Origin of the sequence: Thiohalospira halophila DSM 15071 (genome assembly GCF_900112605.1) — a bacterium.
Taxonomy (GTDB): domain Bacteria; phylum Pseudomonadota; class Gammaproteobacteria; order Thiohalospirales; family Thiohalospiraceae; genus Thiohalospira; species Thiohalospira halophila.
In genome coordinates, this window is sequence record NZ_FOMJ01000010.1 from 82,123 (window position 1) to 98,972 (window position 16,850).

16 protein-coding genes are annotated in these 16,850 nt (G+C 67.9%); 6 read left to right on the plus strand and 10 right to left on the minus strand.

Annotation, left to right across the window (positions count from 1 at the left end):
• Positions 1-32: 32 nt before the first annotated feature.
• Both BM272_RS12335 and BM272_RS12340 read right to left on the minus strand, forming a co-directional pair.
• Positions 33-542, minus strand: a complete 510-nt coding sequence (locus BM272_RS12335) for a hypothetical protein (RefSeq protein WP_093429099.1) — start codon at positions 540-542, stop codon at positions 33-35.
• Positions 539-1,777: a tyrosine-type recombinase/integrase gene (locus BM272_RS12340; RefSeq protein ID WP_093429100.1), complete on the minus strand. Its 1,239-nt coding sequence runs from the start codon at positions 1,775-1,777 to the stop codon at positions 539-541. Before BM272_RS12340 ends, BM272_RS12335 begins: the two co-directional genes overlap by 4 nt.
• A 417-nt stretch (positions 1,778-2,194) precedes the next feature.
• On the opposite strand from BM272_RS12340, the gene BM272_RS12345 reads away from it, so the two are divergent.
• From BM272_RS12345 to recQ, 5 genes are all read left to right on the plus strand, one after another.
• Positions 2,195-2,578, plus strand: a complete 384-nt coding sequence (locus BM272_RS12345; RefSeq protein ID WP_205407813.1) for a response regulator transcription factor — start codon at positions 2,195-2,197, stop codon at positions 2,576-2,578.
• Positions 2,575-3,879, plus strand: a complete 1,305-nt coding sequence (locus BM272_RS12350; RefSeq protein WP_093429102.1) for a tetratricopeptide repeat protein — start codon at positions 2,575-2,577, stop codon at positions 3,877-3,879. The genes BM272_RS12345 and BM272_RS12350 overlap by 4 nt, the downstream gene beginning before the upstream one ends.
• A 14-nt stretch (positions 3,880-3,893) precedes the next feature.
• The gene (locus BM272_RS12355; RefSeq protein ID WP_159433092.1) at positions 3,894-4,973 is read left to right on the plus strand and encodes a HEAT repeat domain-containing protein; all 1,080 of its coding nucleotides are present in this window, start codon (positions 3,894-3,896) and stop codon (positions 4,971-4,973) included.
• The gene (locus BM272_RS12360; protein WP_093429104.1) at positions 4,970-6,430 is read left to right on the plus strand and encodes a glycosyltransferase family 2 protein; all 1,461 of its coding nucleotides are present in this window, start codon (positions 4,970-4,972) and stop codon (positions 6,428-6,430) included. The genes BM272_RS12355 and BM272_RS12360 overlap by 4 nt, the downstream gene beginning before the upstream one ends.
• Positions 6,431-6,581: 151 nt before the next feature.
• A complete protein-coding gene (gene recQ / locus BM272_RS12365; protein WP_093429105.1) occupies positions 6,582-8,402 on the plus strand; it encodes a DNA helicase RecQ in 1,821 nt (606 codons plus the stop codon).
• Between the two features lie 8 nt (positions 8,403-8,410).
• Here the strand turns inward: recQ and BM272_RS12370 are convergent, their stop codons facing one another.
• Genes BM272_RS12370 through BM272_RS12385 form a run of 4 tightly spaced genes read right to left on the minus strand, consistent with a single transcriptional unit; the run spans position 8,411 to position 13,158 of the window.
• Positions 8,411-9,865, minus strand: coding sequence for a hypothetical protein (locus tag BM272_RS12370; RefSeq protein WP_143613274.1), 1,455 nt, complete (start codon positions 9,863-9,865; stop codon positions 8,411-8,413).
• Positions 9,862-10,263, minus strand: coding sequence for a hypothetical protein (locus BM272_RS12375; protein ID WP_093429107.1), 402 nt, complete (start codon positions 10,261-10,263; stop codon positions 9,862-9,864). Before BM272_RS12375 ends, BM272_RS12370 begins: the two co-directional genes overlap by 4 nt.
• 13 nt (positions 10,264-10,276) lie before the next feature.
• Positions 10,277-11,965: a carbamoyltransferase family protein gene (locus BM272_RS12380; RefSeq protein ID WP_093429108.1), complete on the minus strand. Its 1,689-nt coding sequence runs from the start codon at positions 11,963-11,965 to the stop codon at positions 10,277-10,279.
• A 2-nt stretch (positions 11,966-11,967) separates the two neighbouring features.
• Positions 11,968-13,158 carry a GNAT family N-acetyltransferase gene (locus BM272_RS12385; protein WP_093429109.1) on the minus strand — a complete coding sequence of 397 codons (1,191 nt, stop codon included), beginning with the start codon at positions 13,156-13,158 and terminating at the stop codon, positions 11,968-11,970.
• A 171-nt stretch (positions 13,159-13,329) separates the two neighbouring features.
• On the opposite strand from BM272_RS12385, the gene BM272_RS12390 reads away from it, so the two are divergent.
• Positions 13,330-14,199, plus strand: coding sequence for a sulfotransferase domain-containing protein (locus tag BM272_RS12390; RefSeq protein ID WP_093429110.1), 870 nt, complete (start codon positions 13,330-13,332; stop codon positions 14,197-14,199).
• Here BM272_RS12390 and BM272_RS12395 read toward each other — a convergent pair.
• The 4 genes from BM272_RS12395 to BM272_RS12410 all read right to left on the minus strand — a co-directional run.
• Positions 14,193-14,849: a thiopurine S-methyltransferase gene (locus tag BM272_RS12395; protein ID WP_093429111.1), complete on the minus strand. Its 657-nt coding sequence runs from the start codon at positions 14,847-14,849 to the stop codon at positions 14,193-14,195. The genes BM272_RS12390 and BM272_RS12395 overlap by 7 nt on opposite strands.
• A gap of 4 nt (positions 14,850-14,853) precedes the next feature.
• Positions 14,854-15,519, minus strand: a complete 666-nt coding sequence (locus BM272_RS12400; protein WP_093429112.1) for an energy-coupling factor ABC transporter permease — start codon at positions 15,517-15,519, stop codon at positions 14,854-14,856.
• Positions 15,520-15,721: 202 nt separating this feature from the next.
• A complete protein-coding gene (iscU, locus tag BM272_RS12405; protein WP_093429113.1) occupies positions 15,722-16,144 on the minus strand; it encodes a Fe-S cluster assembly scaffold IscU in 423 nt (140 codons plus the stop codon).
• Positions 16,145-16,169: 25 nt separating this feature from the next.
• A partial coding sequence (locus tag BM272_RS12410; RefSeq protein WP_275886941.1) for a heterodisulfide reductase-related iron-sulfur binding cluster occupies positions 16,170-16,850 on the minus strand: 681 nt, incomplete at its 5' end.

The window sequence follows — 16,850 nt, forward strand, 5'->3', positions numbered from 1 at the left end:
CGCCCCGTGATGTCAGGGAAACAAATCGGGGGTTACGTTACCCTGCGTCGGCACGGCGAACGCAGCGCGAGGTAGCGGCCGGGCTCGGCTTCCATCCGCCGCTTTACGCGCTGGTGGGCTTTCTTCACGGCGTCTTCGTGGCCGTCGTGACCGTAGAGGACCCTCGACGCCGCCGCGTAGGCGTCATCCCACGCGTACCCCTCGACCGCCACGGCCTCGCGCACCGCCTCGAAGCGGTCCAGGTCCTCCATGTCGTCGGCGTGCTGCCCTTCCCAGGGCTTGCGGCCACGCTGGCCGCGGCTCTCGTTGCGCCGGTCACGCTGCAGGCTCTCCGCCAACGGGCGCACGGCCCACCCCGGCAGCTCTCGGCCGGCGGCGTCGCATTGCTTCAGCGCGGCCTCCAGCGCCTCCTGGTGGCCGTCGTTGAAGGCCCGCCGGAACTTCTCCAGCCGCTCGGAGATCGCTTCCTCCCGCGTCCGCTGGTCTGTATACCACGGGTGCAGCGGGTCCAGCGGGTCGCCGTTCTCGTCGCAGCCGCTCATGCCCGGCCCTCCCCGATGCTGGTCACCGTGGCCGCCTCCGGCTCGCCGTGGCGGCAGAAGTGCGCCCAATCGGCCATGAGCCGCGCCCGCTGGGGCAGCAGCTCGTCGCGGGCATAGGCGCTCCGCGTGGCGTCGCTGTTCACGTGGGCCAGGGCCAGCTCGGAAACCTCGTCCGCGAAGGTGGTACAGGACCGCGCCCAATCTTTCAGGCTCGACCGGAAGCCGTGCGGCGTGGCATCCACACCCATGCGCTTACAGACGGCGGAAATGGTGGCGTCCGAGAGCCCGCCGCCGCGCGATGTGGTGAAGACCAGATCGGACCCCTCGAACCTCGGCAGCGACTCCAGGAGCGCGACGGCATCGTCGGACAGCGGGACCCGATGCTCTTTCCCGGCCTTGATTCGGTCGGCTGGCACGGTCCAGACGCGGCCCGGCAGGTCGATCTCGCTCCATCGGGCGCCGCGGACTTCCCCGGAGCGGGCGGCCGTCAGGATCGCGAACTCCAGCGCCCGCGCCCCCATGCCCTCGCGCTGGCGTAGCGCCGCCATGAAGCCGGGAACCTCCTTCCACGGGAGCGCCCGGTGGTGCTGGACCTTGCGGATCTTGCGGGGCGCCGGCAGCGCGACCTCCAGATTGCCCGCCCACCGGGCCGGATTCTCGCCCTCCCGGTAGCCGGAGACGGTGGCCCACGTCAGGACCGTTTCGATCCGCTGACGAACCCGTGTGGCCGTCTCGGTCTTCGTGGACCAGATCGGCTCCAGCGCCTTGAGCACGTGGGGCAATTCGATTTCTGCAACGGAAATCGAACCGAGTTCCGGGAACGCGTACCGCTCCAGGCTGATGATCCAGTCGCGCTGATGCTTCTCGTTGCGGAACTCCGCGGCCTTCGCCTCATGACACCGCCGGGCGGCCTCCTCGAAGGTCACGCGCTTGGCTTCCTCGGCCCGCCGGGCGTCTTCTGCGGCCCGCCGCGCGGCCAGCGGGTCCTCGCCCCGCCATATCTGTTCCTTGTACTCCCGCGCCCTCTCTCGAGCTTGCGCGAGCGTCACGTCAGGGAAGCCCCCTAGGCCGATGTTGTGCCGCTTGCCGCTCAACGTGGTGCGGAGCACCCATTGGCGGCTGCCGGTCTCCTTCACACGGAGCACCAGCCCGGAGACACCCCCGACCGCGTGAAAGCCGGGCTTGGATAGCCGCTTGACCTCCACCGCCGACAGCTCTTTCGCAACCTTGGGCATCCGCTCCCCTCCTCTGTGGATATGCCATTGGGTATACCATACCGCTTGACATGGGACGCGACAAGGAGCAACGATAAGCAACTAGGGAAGGCCGATAACTGCCGCCATATCAACGACGTATGGCTTACAGGGGCAACGGGGTGCAACGGGGCGACGGTGGACGCCGCCTCCACCAAACACCCTTCCAAAGCCGCCCTCGGGCGGCTTTTTTATTGCAAGGAATAAGGACATCCAGTAGAAATATTGCTGCCAGGGCTCGAGGCTCCGTGGCGAGAGCGGACGGTCGGATGACGAGCATGGAGTGCTTACCGACATCAGGAGGCCACAAGGGGAGTGCAGCCGCCAAGCGGTTGTCGGTCGCGGCAGAACAACAGCGGGGGGTAATGCCCCGGCCGCTGAAACCAGGAATCTATGGAATTGGACAGTCGCATTCTGGTAGCGGAAGACGACGACCTGCTGGCGGAGCTTATCGAATTCAAGCTTCAGGAAGCCGGATTCTCTGTGGAGCGGGTCAGCGACGGCGAGTCCGCCCTGGATAGCGTACAGAAGAGGACGCCCGATGCGCTGCTCCTGGACATCATGCTGCCCGGGATGGATGGCTTCGAGGTCCTGCGTACCCTGAAGACCAAATCCGCCCATCCGGACCTTCCGGTCATGGTCCTTACCGGCCGCGGCCTTGAACAGGACGTGGTCAGCGGACTGGACCTCGGGGCCAGCGATTACCTGGTCAAACCTTTCATGGTCAAGGAACTATTAACCCGGATCCAGAGACTTCTCGACAAGGACAAAACAGCCGGATGAGGATCCGAGCCCTTCGGTGGCCCATTACCGTCGGTGCATTTGCCCTTGTGGCGACCCTTGCTACCCCGGCCTCAAGTGCAACATCCGGCGAGAGTGCTTCCCTCCGCGAACAGGCGGAATCCTCCTGGGCCGCCGGCAACTGGGCCGCCGCCGAGGAGCAGCTCGGAAAACTCCATCGCCAGCAACCCGGTAACGCCGAGATCCTGCGCCGCTGGGGACTCGCAGCAGCCTATCAGGACGATTATGAGCGAGCCCTGCAACGGCTCCGCCAGGCCCGCACGCTTGAGCCCGAAAATACGGACATTCTGCTGGACCTCGCGCGAGTCCACGCCTGGCGAGAGGACTATCCAGAAAGCGAGAAACGGATCACCGCGGTGCTGGAGCGGAACCCGGATCTGGCGGCCGCCCACTCCCTGCGCGGTCAACTGGCCTTCTATCGCGGTGACCTGACCGCAGCGGCGGGTCACTATCGAGATGCCCTGGAACGGACCCCTGACTCGGAGCAGGCCCGCTCGGGACTCGAGCGCATCCGCCAGGCCCGAGACGCGCATACCCGCTGGCGCTTCGACCTGACCCACGCCCGCAGCCGCGTGCGCATCGGCGATGCCGAGCTCGACTGGCAGGAAACGAATCTTGCCGCCGCCCGAACTTTCGGGGGCCCGGCAGCCAAGCGCCCCTGGACGCTGACCGGCCATGTCCACCGTGCCGTCCGCGTGGGCGACTCAGCCACGCAGCTCGGGCTGGGCGGCATCCTTCCCCTCCTCCCCAATGCGACTCTCCGGGCCGAGGCAGGCGTTGGCCGAGGAGCCGAGTTCCTGCCTCGCAGCTACTGGTTGGTAGGCGGAAACTGGCGCCTGCGACAGGGGGGAACCCTCCTCGGTCCAACGGCTCTGGACACCACAGTAAGCCGACGCACCTATGCCGATGGCACCACGGATCTGTTGGGCCCCGCTGTGGAGCAGTCCTTTTTCATTGCCGACCATGGTGCCCGCCTGCGAACAACCCTACGGCTTCTGGAGATCCGTGACAGCCAGGGCGAGTGGCGAACGGGGTATTCGTTGCGTCTGGACAGCCGACTGAACCGCGATTGGGAAGTCTACGGCGGCTACAGCGTGGCATACGAAACTGACGGCGACTTGGTAGGGGAAGAGGCGCCCGAGGTGCGCACCGCCTTCGGCGGGCTCGCCTGGCAATTCGCCGACAACCAACGTTTGTCCTGCACCCGGACCCGGCAGGACCGTGACCATGTAGCTGGATGGCGGCGCCAGGAATGGCGTTGCAGCCTCACCTTGCGGCACTGAATCGGGGTCCACCCATGTTCATGATCTTCTGGTGGACGGCCCTCGGCCTCGCTTCGTTTTCGCTCCTCGTCATGGGCTTTCTCATCCTGCGGCGCCTGTGGCTTCGCCGCCGCCACAGGCGGGACGAAGAACGCAAGACCGTTCTCAAGGGCCAATTGTTCAACTGGGAGGACGGCACGGAACCACCTGACCTCTCCCGCCGGGACCGACTTTTGATGATGGAGCTCGGCCACCATCTGCTCAATACGGTGCGAGGCGAAGAGGCCCGGCGCATAGCGCGCCTGCTCCAGCAATCGGGCGCGGTACGCGAGGAAATCGGTCGCCTCGGGAAACGGAGCCTGCCGGACCGGGTCCAGGCCGCGGTCCTCCTGGCCGATCTGGTGGATCAGGATAATGAGGTTCGCTTTGCCCTGGGGAACGCCCTGAAGAACGACCGGGATGCCTCGGTGCGGCTGACCGCCGCCCGCGCTCTGGTGGATGGCGGGAGCCCGCCTTCGCTGGAGCGAATCATCGTTCAGACCTGGTATCCCGGCGCAATATCCGTGCGGAGCTTTCAGGCCCTGTTGCGCAAGAAGGCTGCCCATGCACCGGGAGAGTTCAGCACCTATATCCAGGAGCAGGCGAAGTGCGAGGAGGACCACCAGCTTCTGGCCCTGCTCACGGACGCCCTCAGCCACGGCAGCGACCTGGGTTACCTGGCGCTGCTGCGGAATCTGGCCACGGACGGATGCCATGCCGATGTCCGGGCCGCGGCCTTCCGGGCCCTCGGTAGCCTCGGCCATCCCTCGGCCCGTTCCGCCATCAGCATCGGGCTCACCGATGAGAGCTGGGCAGTTCGTGGCCAGGCCATCATCTGCGCCTCCCGGATCGGTCTGCGGGAGTTTACGCCCCGGATTGCCGAGGCCCTGGCCGATCCGCAGTGGTGGGTCCGTTTCCGTGCCGGCCAGGCCCTGCTGAAGCTGGGGCCCCAAGGGCTGATCCTTCTCCGGGAAGCGGCTCGGCGAGGCGCTGTTGCCGAACCCCGGGGGCTGGACCTGGCACAGGAAGGGCCCGAAACCGTAGCTCGGGCCATACTGGCGGAGAATGGGCTTTGATACTGGAACTGATCAGTGGTGAGGCGACACTTCCAGAAGGCAGCCTGGGCACCCTGTTACGAATCGGCCTGTGGTTCAGCGTCCTGATCTTGGCCACAGGACTCCTGCAGAACCTGCTCTACACCTTTCAGTTGTTCACTGCCTACCGGGCCCTGCGACGGCGGCGGGTACTGTCCGGCAATCTCTCGGCCTGGTGGAACTTCGCCGAGACAACCGTGCCCATTTCCATCCTCATGCCGGCCTACAACGAGCAAGCCGGGATCGTGGAGAGCGTGCGCTCCATGCTCTCCCTGCACTACCCCAATTTCGAAGTCATCGTCATCAACGACGGTTCCACCGACGACACCCTGACGGCGCTCCAAGAGGCCTATGGTCTCGAGCCGGTCGAGCGTGCCTATCCCGAGGCCGTACCCCATGCCGAGATTCGAGGCCTGTATGCCAATCCCGACTACCCCCGCTTGCTGGTCGTGGACAAGGAAAATGGCGGCAAGGCCGACAGCCTGAACGCCGGCATCAATCTCTCCCGGATGCCCCTGTTCTGCTCCGTGGATGCCGACAGTCTGCTCGAGAACGATTCCCTGCTGCGAGCAGTCCAGCCTTTCATGGACGATCCGGATCGGGTAGTGGCGGTCGGGGGGACAATCCGGGTCGTCAACGACTGCCGGGTACGCCGCGGGCGAATACTGGAGATGGGCCTCCCCCGCAGCTGGCTGGCCCGGTTCCAGATCAATGAATACCTGCGCGCCTTCCTCATGGCGCGGCTGGCCTGGAGCGAGTGGGGCGCCATGATGCTCATCTCGGGAGCCTTCGGGATCTTCCGGCGCAATGTGGCGATCGAGGTAGGCGGGTACAGCCACGGCACGGTGGGCGAGGACATGGAGATCATCGTCAAGATCCATCGCCTGCAAGGGGAGAAGGACCGCGACTACGCCATCCGGTTCGTCCCCGACCCGGTTTCCTGGACCGAGGTTCCGGAACGGCTGGGCACCCTCGCCCGGCAGCGCCGGCGCTGGCAGCGGGGTGGACTGGAGACCTTCTTCAAGCACCGCGTCATGTTCATGCGCCCTCGCTACGGGATCTCCGGAACCGTGGGCTATACCAACATGTTGATCTCGGACGTGGCCGGACCGCTGCTGGAGCTACTGGGCTACTTCCTCATCCCCCTTTTCTACGCCACGGGCCTGCTGGATCTGGAATTCTTCCTGGCCTATCTCGGCATGGTGTTCGCCTACGGGGTTTTCCTGTCGGTAGGCGCCCTGGTCCTGGAAGAGCTTGAGCTGCGTCGCTACCCGGAGCCGGGCGACCTGGCACGCCTGACCCTGAGCGCGGCGCTGGAGCACTTCGGATATCGGCAGATCAACAACTTCTGGCGCATGCTCGGCTGGTGGGACTACCTCCGCCGCAAGCAGGGATGGGGGGAGATGCGACGCAAGGGGTTCGCGGAGAGTCAGGACTGACAGCGGACCAGACGCATGGCGATAGTCGCGCAGGGCCACCACCGGCGCCGAAACCGCCAGGGCTGCACTTAATCCCGGTGGTCGCGAGACTTGCCCCGGCCCGGGCGGGGCGTGTAGAACGTGCGCTTCCCCGGATGCGATCGGAGTTGCGATGAGCCGCCCCAGCCACGGCGACCCCCACCGCATCCTGCGCGAGGTCTTCGGCTTCGACGCCTTCCGCCCCTTGCAGGGCGAGGTAGTGGAGGCGGTGACCGCCGGCCGTGATGCCCTGGTGGTCCTGCCCACCGGCGGCGGCAAGTCGCTCTGCTATCAGGTGCCCGCCCTGGCCCGGACCGGGACAGCCATCGTGGTCAGCCCCCTCATTGCGCTGATGGGCGACCAGGTGGCCGCCCTGGAGCAGGCCGGGGTCCGCGCCGCGGCGCTGAACTCCACCCTGGAGCCGGAGACGGCACGGGCGGTGGAACAGGGGCTCATGGCCGGTGAGTACGACCTGGTCTACGTGGCCCCGGAGCGGCTGCTCACCGAGCGCTTCCTCGCCCTGCTCCGGCGGGTCCACGTGGCGCTCTTTGCCATCGACGAGGCCCACTGCGTCTCCCAGTGGGGCCACGACTTCCGCCCGGACTACGCCGGCCTCGGCACCCTGGCGGAGCGCTTCCCCGATGTTCCCCGCATGGCACTCACCGCCACCGCCGACGAGCCGACGCGGGCGGAGATCATCCAGCGGCTGGCGCTGCACGACGGCGAGACCTTCATCGGCGGCTTCGACCGCCCCAACATCCGCTACCACCTCACCCAGGGGGGCGACGGCCGCCAGCGGCTGCTGGACTTCATCCGGCGCCGCCACGATGGCGAGGCGGGGATCGTCTACTGCCTCTCCCGGCGCAAGGTGGAGGAGACCGCCGCCTGGCTGGCGGAGCGCGGCCTCACCGCCCTGCCCTACCATGCCGGCCTGAGCCAGACCGAGCGGGCGATGAACCAGCGGCGTTTCATCCACGAGGAGGGCGTGGTGGTGGTGGCCACCATCGCCTTCGGCATGGGGATCGACAAGCCGGATGTCCGCTTCGTCGCCCACCTGAATCTGCCGCGGAGCATCGAGGCCTACTACCAGGAGACCGGACGCGCCGGCCGCGACGGCGAGGCCGCCGATGCCTGGCTCCACTTCGGCCTGCAGGACGTCATCACCCTGCGCCGCATGGTGGACGAGTCCGGCGCCGACTCCGCCCGCAAGCAGGTGGAACGGCACAAGCTCGAGGCCATGCTCGGCCTGGCGGAGATCACCGCCTGTCGCCGCCAGGCCCTTCTGCGCTACTTCGGCGACGATCTGGCCGAGCCCTGCGGCAACTGCGACAACTGCCTGGAACCACCGGCCACCTGGGATGCCACCGAGGCGAGCCGCAAGGCGCTCTCCTGTGTCTGGCGGACGGGCCAGCGCTTCGGCGTCTCCCACCTCAGCGAGGTCCTGCGCGGCCGGGCCGACGACCGGATACGCCGCCTGGGCCACGATCGGGTCTCCACCTTCGGCATCGGCACCGAGCTCGGCGCCAACCAGTGGAAGGCGGTCTACCGCCAGCTCATCGCCCGCGGCATGCTCGCCGTGGACGCCGAGGGCCACGGCGGCCTCCGGCTCACCGAGACCGCCCGCCCGGTCCTGCGCGGCGAGGAGGTGGTCCACCTGCGCCGGGAAGAGGGCAACCGCAGCCGCAGCGGGGCCCGGGGCGACAGTACCGTGGCCTTCGAGACCCCGGAAGACGAGGCCCTCTGGCAGGCCCTGCGCCGGCGCCGCCGGGAGCTGGCCGAGGAGCAGGAGATCCCGCCCTACGTCATCTTCCCCGACCGCACCCTGGCCGAGATGGTCCGGCGCCGCCCCGCCGGGCCGGCGGACTTCGCGGCGCTGCCCGGTGTGGGTGAGCACAAGCTCACCCTCTGGGCCGACGAGTTCCTGGCGGTCATCGCCGATGAGGAGGGGGGCTAGGGCGGCCGTCAGGGCTCGCCCGGTACCCACGACTCGCACGCCACCAGCTCCCGGTAGGCGGCCCGCTCCTCCTCGCTGGCGAAGCGTTCGAACCGGGCCTTGAGCCGCGCCAGGCGGCGCAGCCGCAGGACCCGCTCATACCCGGCACGCTCGCGCTGGACCGCCAGCTCCTCGGCCTCCAGTCGGCGCTGGCGATGGATGGCCTCCACCAGTGCCGGATAGTCGGGATCGGCGCGCAGCCAGTCCAGCACCGGTTCCGGGTCATGCATGAGCTGCTCCAGGGCGGCGGTGGAGTAACGGCTGGCCAGCGCCGGCCAGCGCTCCTCCGCCCGCTCGCGCACCGTCCGCTGCAGCTCCCGAATCCGCTCCCGGGCGGTGTCCAGCTCGCGGCGCAGGCGCTCCCATTCCCGCTTGGTCCGGTCCAGACCCTGGTGGACGGCCGGCATCGGGTCGGTGGGATCCAGCCCCCGGTCGGCGGCCACCTCCACCGCCAGATTGCCGTAGACGTTGTCGGGGACGCCCGCGGTCCCCACCCAGCGCAGCCACCAGGGCTCCCAGTCCTCCAGGAAGGCCTCGCTGGTAGCACGGGAGAGGTCGGCACTGTCGGCCGTGGCCAGGGCGTGGAGGTGAGCCTCGCGCAAGCTCACCCGGCCGTCGCCATCGCGGTCGGGATCCCGCTCCAGCGCCTCGCCGGTGCGCCGCTCGCCGGTCAGGGCGGCGAAGAAGTAGGTGGAGTAGTCGCGATACTCCCCGGCCTCGATACTCGGCGTGCAGCCCTCGGACTGGCGGTCCGGCGCCTGGGCCAGAAAGCCGCAGCGCCCCCCGGCCAGCGCGTCGGGGTCGGCCGGGTCGTCGTACATCAGCCGGGCGAAGCCGCCGGAATAGCACTGGGGGAAGAAGAATCGGGTGGTCACCCCGGGCTCCAACCTGTCCAGCAGCCCCTCGAGGCGGCGCACGGAGAGCTCCGTGTCGCCCCAGAGGCGGAGGGTGTTACGGGAATGGTCTTCCGGATCCTGGAGGCCGTGGCCCTGGTAGAGGAACCAGAGGTCGTCGCCGGACTCCAGCTCCTGGACGTCCGCCTCCAGGGCCGTGACCAGGGGCCCCACGACTGTAGTGCCCTCCACTCCACGCACTCGGTGGTTGCGATACCGTTCACCCGCCGTGGAGGGGGCGCCGAAGACGTAGACCAGGGGGGTCAGGTCCGGTCCTTCACCGGTGCCCTCCCCCCGCGGGCGCAGCTTGACGTCCGCCCCGGGGGCGTCGCCATCGTTGTAGCGGATCCGCAGGCCATCCTGCAGGCCCTCCTCGCGCAGCCAGTCAGCGATCCACCGGGTATTCAGCTCGATGGAGACCTGAGAACCGGAGGCGTGGGGACCGCCCCCCACGAGCCAGACACGATCCTCGGCAACCACGGCGCCAGCACCCAGCACCATGAGCAGCGCAAAAGGCCAGTGTGCCTTCATCCCCTCACCCCCGGCACCAGTCCACCGACCCGAGTGAGCAGGACCATGACCAGGGAGAGCCCCAGGAGTGCCATAGCGGCCGCGACGCCACCCAGCCCCCAGCCCGTGGCGGCAGCGGCGACCAGCACCAGGAACAGGGAAGGCAGCGGGGCCAGCCACGCGAAGAGGGCCGCATGAAGGAGCTGCAGACCGGCCAGCCAGGGCAGAGACCGGAGGTAGTCGGTGGCCAGTTCCGCCAGCAGGCCCTTCCAGCCGGTGTGGAAAAGGCGATAGCGGAAGAGCCCGTCGCCAAGGAGCTCGTCCACCAGGACCACGGCGGCCGTGACCAGGGGCCAGGCGAGCAGGAGCGCCATCAGCCAGACCGTCAGCGTGCGGGGCATCGTGGTATTGCGTCGCATGGGACTCGCCCTCTTACTTGGTTAGCACGTAATCGCCGAGCACCAGGGCATCCAGGCCCGTGGAGTAGAAACACCGGATGGCGTCCCAGGGCGACTCCACCATGGGCTCGCCCATGATGTTGAAGCTGGTGTTGAGCACCACCGGGATGCCGGATAGCTCGCCGAAGCGCTCCAGCAGCTCGTGATAGCGCGGATTGGTCTCCTTGCTCACTGTCTGCAGCCGCGCACTGCCATCCACGTGGGTGACCGCCGGGATCTGCTCCCGCGCCTCGGGCCGGACATCGCAGACCTTGAGCATGAAGGGGGCCTCCACCTCCGTCTCGAACCACTTCTCCTTGTGCTCCGCCGGCACCGAGGGGGCGAAGGGCCGGTAGGCCTCGCGGTGCTTTACCTCGGCGTTGACCCGGTCCTTGGTGTCGGCGCGAGTGGGATCGGCAAGGATGCTGCGGTTGCCCAGGGCGCGCGGTCCGATCTCCATACGGCCCTGGAACCAGCCGATGATCTTCCCCTCGTGGAGCAGGCGCGCGGCGGTGCCCACGACATCCTCGTCGCGCTCCGCCGGCAGCTTGCACTCGGCCAGCACCGCCTGGATGGCGGCATCGTCGTAGCCGTTGCCGATGTACGGGTCCATGTGGACGAAATTGCGCGGCCGGCCCAGTTCCCGGTTCCAGACCCAGTAGGCGGCACCGATGGCGGTGCCGTTGTCACCGGCGGCCGGCATGACGTAGATATCGTCGAAGCCGGCCTCCCGCACCAGGCGGCCGTTCATCACCGAATTCAGGGCGACGCCGCCGGCCACCACCAGGTGGCGATGGTCGGTCCATCGCCGGAGGATCCCGGCCAGTTCCAGCCCCCGCTCCTCCATGACCTGCTGGAAGGCGGCGGCGACATCCAGATGGTGCTGCTGGAACTCTTCCCCCTTACGTCGGGGCTGGCCGAAGACGCGGACGAACTTCTCGCCGTAGCGATGCCCCTTCCAGTCGGGATAGTCGAACCAGCCGAGGTCCACGCGGACAGCACCGTCCGGCTCCACCCACACGGTGTCCCGGGCGGCGTCGATGAAGCGCTCCGGGTCCCCCAGCGGGGCGAGCCCCATGGTCTTGCCCTCGTCGTAGTTGGGCTGGAAGCCGCAGAACTCCGTGGCTGCCTCGTAGACGCTGCCCAGGGACATGGGGAAGTAGCTCTCCCGGAAGACCTCGACATCGGTCCCCCGCCCCTGGCCGATGAGGCCGGTGGCCCACTCACCGGAGCCATCCAGGGAGAGCAGCGCCGCCTCCTCCCAGGGGCAGATGAAGAAGCTCCCCGCCACGTGGGCCATGTGGTGGCCCACGGCGTGCAATCGGGGGCGCTGGGCCGGATTGGGCCAGGTCTGTGCCATCCACCGCCGTAGATAGCGCGGCTTCTGCACCACGGTACGCCACTCGTGGCTAGCAAAGCCCTTGAGGGCCCGAGGGTGGCGAAGGGGGTAGAGCGCCTTTCGCCCCAGATCCAGGCGGGGATCGAAGGCGACGGCCACGTGGTCGATATCCTCGTAGGTCAGCCCGGCCTCCTTCAGACATCGATCGATGGCCCGCTGGGGGAAGGCGGCGGTGTGCTTGTCGCGGGTCAGTCGCTCCTCCTCGATGGCGATGACCAGCTCCCCGTCCCGCACCAGGCAGGCGGTAGAGTCGTGAAAGGCGTAGTTCAGTCCCAGGATGACCATCGTTAGTGCCCTGCTCCCTTTTCCTTGGTGTTGCCGCCCCGGAGATGCCGGAGGCCGGCCAGTACGGCGCGCAGGCGGCGAAGGCCGCTCCTGGCACCGTCAGTCGCCCACGCCACCCGGCCGGACAGCCCGGGGGTGTAGAGGGTGACGCGGTAGACGGCCCGTTGCCGTGGCCGCCAGACATCCTGATAGCGATTGCCGGTGACGAAGGTCAGCCGCTGCACTGCCGGCTCGGCGTCCAGGGCCTCGATGAGGGAGGCCACCGCCAGCAGGCCCGGACTCGCGCCGGCATACGCCTCGTCGAAGGCGATCTTGAGGAGATAGACCGTCCCGCTGCACTCCACGGCGAGTTGCGCGGCCACGCACTCCTCGCCGAGGAACAGGCGATGGATCCGCCAGCGCGGCTCGGTGGTGAACTCATCCAGCAGACGGGCATAGAAGGCGCGCAGTTCCGGGTGGAGGGCGATGGCCGTACCGGTGCCGTGGGCACCCTTCCAGCCGCCCGCCTCCAGGCGGAGGAAGTCGGCGAAGGCCTCTTCCCGTTCGGCCGCCGTGGCGGAACCGGCCAGCGAGGCCCGGAAGGCCAGCGGGCCGTGCTCCTCGGCGCGACGGCGCTTGCGCCGTAGCTCCTTGCGAAAGTGCCGGCCCAGATGGGCGAAGACCGCCTCACTACCGCCCTCCAGGTCCACCCAGTCACTGCGCTTGTCGGGCAGGGATTCCACTCGGGCACCACCGCCCGGGACCAGCAGGTTGCTTCCCGCCAGCACCCGGTCGAAGACCAGACGCCCCCCGCCGTGGCGCCCGACCACGCGCGGGAGCAGGCGCAGGGCCTCCCGCGCCATCGCATCGTCGGCGGCCACGAGGTCCACATAGCTCGTCTGGTCGTTCCGGGGGGCGCGCCATTCCCCGCCCGCCTGGCGCACCAGGGGGATCAGCGCCCGCAACTGGCCGGCCTCGTCCCGAAAGAGGAAGAGCCAGGGATCCCCCGTGGCGGTATAGAGGTGCTCCAGGCTGGCCAGCAGCCAGCCCGGGTGGTGGTAGTAGTGGGCCCGGGAATCACCCCGGGCGAGATCGGCCCATTCCTCCCGGACCCGCTCCAGCCCGGCCAGGCCGCGATGGACCTCCGCATGCAGATGGGCCCGGCCGGCTGCCACCGCCTGGACACTACCGCTCGCCTCGCTGACTTCCTGCATGGACAGCTCTCCTCTGCTAGGAGGCAAGCGTACGCCATGCTTCGGCGCCTACCCTACGCAAAAATCGGGCATTCGGGTGTAATCCCGCGCGATTGAGCAGCTTCCGAACAAGAAACGGATCCACGATGTGTTAGGAAGGAGACTGGCGGCGCATCCGTTCGGGAGAATGCCATGGGAAGTACACCGGTCGACCCCACGTTCCTGGTCATCGGGGGCCAGAAGTGCGGGACCACCTGGCTGGCCGAGATGGTCAGCCAGCATCCGCAGGTGGGTACGGGGGAGCGCAAGGAACTGCACTTCTTCAATATCCCGCAGCACCGGGCAGAGGGGCTGGAGGGCTATCGCCGGCAGTTCCGGCGCCCGCCGGGGATCCGGGCACTGGGGGAGTTCACGCCGGACTACCTCTACGCCAGCGAGACGGGGGAGAACGGGGAGCGGATCCCGGCGGCCGAGACCGTGCACCGCTGGTTTCCCGGGATCCGCCTGGTGGTCTGCCTGCGGGACCCGGTGGAGCGGGCCCTCTCCGCCCTCCATCACCATCAGCAAAGGGGGCGGCTCCCGGCCGGGGCCGATCCGTTCACCGCGCCACCGGAGCTCGGGATCCTGGACAAGGGACGATACGCGGACCATCTCGCCCCGTGGCTGGAGCGATTTCCCCGGGAGCAGCTACTGGTGCTCTTCCACGAGCGGGAGATGGCCGACGAGCACAAGGCCGAAACCATGCGGCAGGTATTCACCCACCTGGGCGTCGCCCCCGACTTCACCCCGGCGCACCTCTACCACCGCTACAATGCCCGACGGGACGACCCGACCACCTGGCTCTCCCGGCTGCCCCTCATTGGCGACCATCCGGGCCTGTGGCGCCCCCTGGTTCGCCCCCTCGCGCGGCTACGGCGAGAGTCGCCAGGGGTGACCGCCACCACGCGCCAGGACCTGGCCGAGTACTACCGGGAACCCAACCGGGCGCTGGCGCGGCAACTGGGGGTCGAACTCCCGTGGCCGGCCCGGGCCGGCGAGGTCGCGGTCCAGCCGGCTCAGTAGGGCGCCAGCCGGTAGACGGTCTCGCGCAGCGCCGTGAGGCCGCGGTCGCGGAAGTGCGGCTGCTCGTCCAGCACGGCCGCCTGCCAGAGCCGCTCCACCCGCCAGATGTCGGTATAGAGGGCACGGACCTCGTCCTCGCTCACCGGGAAGGGAGGCCCGTCCATCTCCGCCGGGTCGTACTCCAGGGTCACCAGCAGGGTCTGGGCCCAGCCGGGTAGGATGGCCTTGAGGTGGGCGGCATAATCGGCGCGCATGGAGGGCGGCAGGGCGATGAGGGAGGCGCGGTCGAAGACCCCGGCGCAGCCGGCCACCTCCTCCTCGGTGATATCGAAGAAGTCCCCGCGGATGATGGTGAAGCCGTCCTCACGCCAGTATTCGCGATCCTCGAACTGCTCCACCACCGGGCGCAGGTCGTTCTCGGCGAAGAAATCGCGCACGGCGATGGCCGAGACCTCCACCGCGACCACCTCGTGGCCCTGGGCGCGCAGCCAGAGCAGATCCCGCGCCTTGCCGCACAGCGGCACGAAGACCCGCGCCCCCGGTGCCAGGTCGAGCTGGTGCCAGTAGTTCTCCAGGTGGGTATTCACCCGCCCCTCGTGGAAGCCGATACGGTTGTTCTGCCACCGCTCCAGCCAGAAGGCGTTGTCCATGGGACTATTTCCCCTTGATATAGCGCTCGTCCGAGAAGGTGGCCACCCAGTCCGGCCGGAAGACCACGGCCAGGGTCATCAGCATGCCGGTGAGGAAGGCCTCCGCAAACATGATCAGCGGCGTGAAGGCCAGGAAGTGGTCGAAGACCCGCTGCAGCGGATAGGCCCCGGTCACCACCAGGGTCAGCGCCGAGGCTACCGCGGTTACCCCCACCACCAGCGCCGCCCCGAAAAAGCCGCTGCCGTAGACGTAGATGAAGAAGTGGTCCGGCAGATAGCGCTCCTGCATGCGCAGGATGCTGAAGGTCAGGTAGACCGGCAGAACCGCCAGCAACAGGGCATTGAGCGAGACGCTGTGCCAGTCACCGAGCCCGTAGGCCGTAGCGCCGAAGACGGTGACGATCATCCCCCACAGGCCGAAGGGCCAGCCGAACATCAGGGTGAACAGCGTCGCCCCGAGGAAATGGTAGTGCAGCCCCTCGGAGGCGGAGACATTGATCGCCCAGAGGATGAGCAGGCTCACCGTGAAGCCCGCCAGCACGTGGATGAAGGGCCGCTCCTGCAGTTGTCGCCAGGGTGTCGTCCACACCAGATAGAGCACCAGGACGCCGAAGAGCAAATGGCTGAGCCACAGCCAGAGATCGGGGACCAGATCCGCGGTGATGTTCATGGGCGCTCCCTCGGTTATCCCGTTCGATCCTCGCGCGGCGGCGGCGGCGAGTAAAGCGGCTCATCCGGAAAAGACCGCGGCAATCGGGAGGGGTTCCAGCAGGGCGGACAAAAAAGAAGGGCTGGCGGCGGCCAGCCCTGGAGGCAAAGCAAGCAAAGGGTTGAACCCCGCCGTAGCGGGGCGGATAGGTGCCCGACGGGCGTCAGGCGCTGGCGGCCTCGGCGGGGGCGCTATCGGAGGCCGCTCCGGAGCTGTGGGACTCGTAGTCCTGGATGGCGGACTTGATGGCGTCCTCCGCCAGCACCGAGCAGTGGATCTTCACCGGCGGCAGCGCCAGCTCCTCGGCGATGTCCGTGTTCCGGATCTGCTGGGCCTCCTCCAGCGTCTTGCCCTTCACCCACTCGGTGAGCAGGCTGCTGGAGGCAATGGCCGAGCCGCAGCCGTAGGTCTTGAACTTGGCGTCCTCGATGACGCCCTCGTCGTTGACCTTGATCTGCAGCCGCATCACGTCCCCGCAGGCGGGGGCGCCGACCATGCCGGTGCCCACCGACTCGTCGCCCTTCTCGAAGGCGCCGACGTTGCGCGGATGCTCGTAGTGGTCGATGACCTTGTCACTGTAAGCCATGTCCGTTACCTCCTGGTGTTGGCCGTTAGGCAGTGGAGCCGCTGACGGCGAGCTCCGGATTGTAGAGGTACTCGATGTTGCCGGCCTCGACTTCCTTGAGGTATTCCTCGAAGTCCTTCTTGGCGTCCGTCCAGCTGATGCCCATCTTCTCGACGAGCTCCTCGCACGGCGAGGCGTGCCACTGCAGCTGCACAATCTTGAACGGGTCCGCACCACACGCCAGCGCCGCAAACTGCACATCCGCCATGATGGGCATGCTGTACGCCTGCTCGTGCGCCTTGCCGATCCACTGGTTCTTGTCCATGGTCGTGATACAACCCGTATCAATCCCCAGCATCACGTCCGCCTGCGCCTCCTCGCGCGCCACCCGGATCTTGCGGTCCATGGTGAAGCTGCGCGTGAACTCGCGCTCGGAAATGATGTGCCGGAATCCGAAACCGCAGCAGTCGTACCACGTGGAGTAGTCAATGAGCTGCGCACCCATCGCCTGCACCAGCGAGGAGCCCGGCGCGGTGCGGTTGCCACCCATGACCTCCGGGTCGTAGATGGCATCCTCGTGCACCATCTTGTAGTAGTGGCACGCCGCGTGAACCGTCGCCCGGATGTGCGAGATGTCCTTGGTCTGCAGCTCCGAGGCAATCCGGTTGCGCATGACGTGCACCCACTCGGAGTAGTGGATGACCTCTTCCGGCAGCACGATCTTGCC

Bases quoted from the DNA above. Each gene is read 5' to 3' on its own strand.
- BM272_RS12380 (WP_093429108.1), bottom strand. From the start codon at position 11,965: ATGGTCATCCTGGGACTGAACTACGCCTTTCACGACTCTACCGCCTGC.
- iscU (WP_093429113.1), bottom strand. From the start codon at position 16,144: ATGGCTTACAGTGACAAGGTCATCGACCACTACGAGCATCCGCGCAAC.
- BM272_RS12355 (WP_159433092.1), top strand. From the start codon at position 3,894: ATGTTCATGATCTTCTGGTGGACGGCCCTCGGCCTCGCTTCGTTTTCG.
- BM272_RS12385 (WP_093429109.1), bottom strand. From the start codon at position 13,158: ATGCAGGAAGTCAGCGAGGCGAGCGGTAGTGTCCAGGCGGTGGCAGCC.
- BM272_RS12400 (WP_093429112.1), bottom strand. From the start codon at position 15,519: ATGAACATCACCGCGGATCTGGTCCCCGATCTCTGGCTGTGGCTCAGC.
- BM272_RS12395 (WP_093429111.1), bottom strand. From the start codon at position 14,849: ATGGACAACGCCTTCTGGCTGGAGCGGTGGCAGAACAACCGTATCGGC.
- BM272_RS12390 (WP_093429110.1), top strand. From the start codon at position 13,330: ATGGGAAGTACACCGGTCGACCCCACGTTCCTGGTCATCGGGGGCCAG.
- BM272_RS12375 (WP_093429107.1), bottom strand. From the start codon at position 10,263: ATGCGACGCAATACCACGATGCCCCGCACGCTGACGGTCTGGCTGATG.
- BM272_RS12335 (WP_093429099.1), bottom strand. From the start codon at position 542: ATGAGCGGCTGCGACGAGAACGGCGACCCGCTGGACCCGCTGCACCCG.
- recQ (WP_093429105.1), top strand. From the start codon at position 6,582: ATGAGCCGCCCCAGCCACGGCGACCCCCACCGCATCCTGCGCGAGGTC.
- BM272_RS12350 (WP_093429102.1), top strand. From the start codon at position 2,575: ATGAGGATCCGAGCCCTTCGGTGGCCCATTACCGTCGGTGCATTTGCC.
- BM272_RS12340 (WP_093429100.1), bottom strand. From the start codon at position 1,777: ATGCCCAAGGTTGCGAAAGAGCTGTCGGCGGTGGAGGTCAAGCGGCTA.
- BM272_RS12370 (WP_143613274.1), bottom strand. From the start codon at position 9,865: ATGAAGGCACACTGGCCTTTTGCGCTGCTCATGGTGCTGGGTGCTGGC.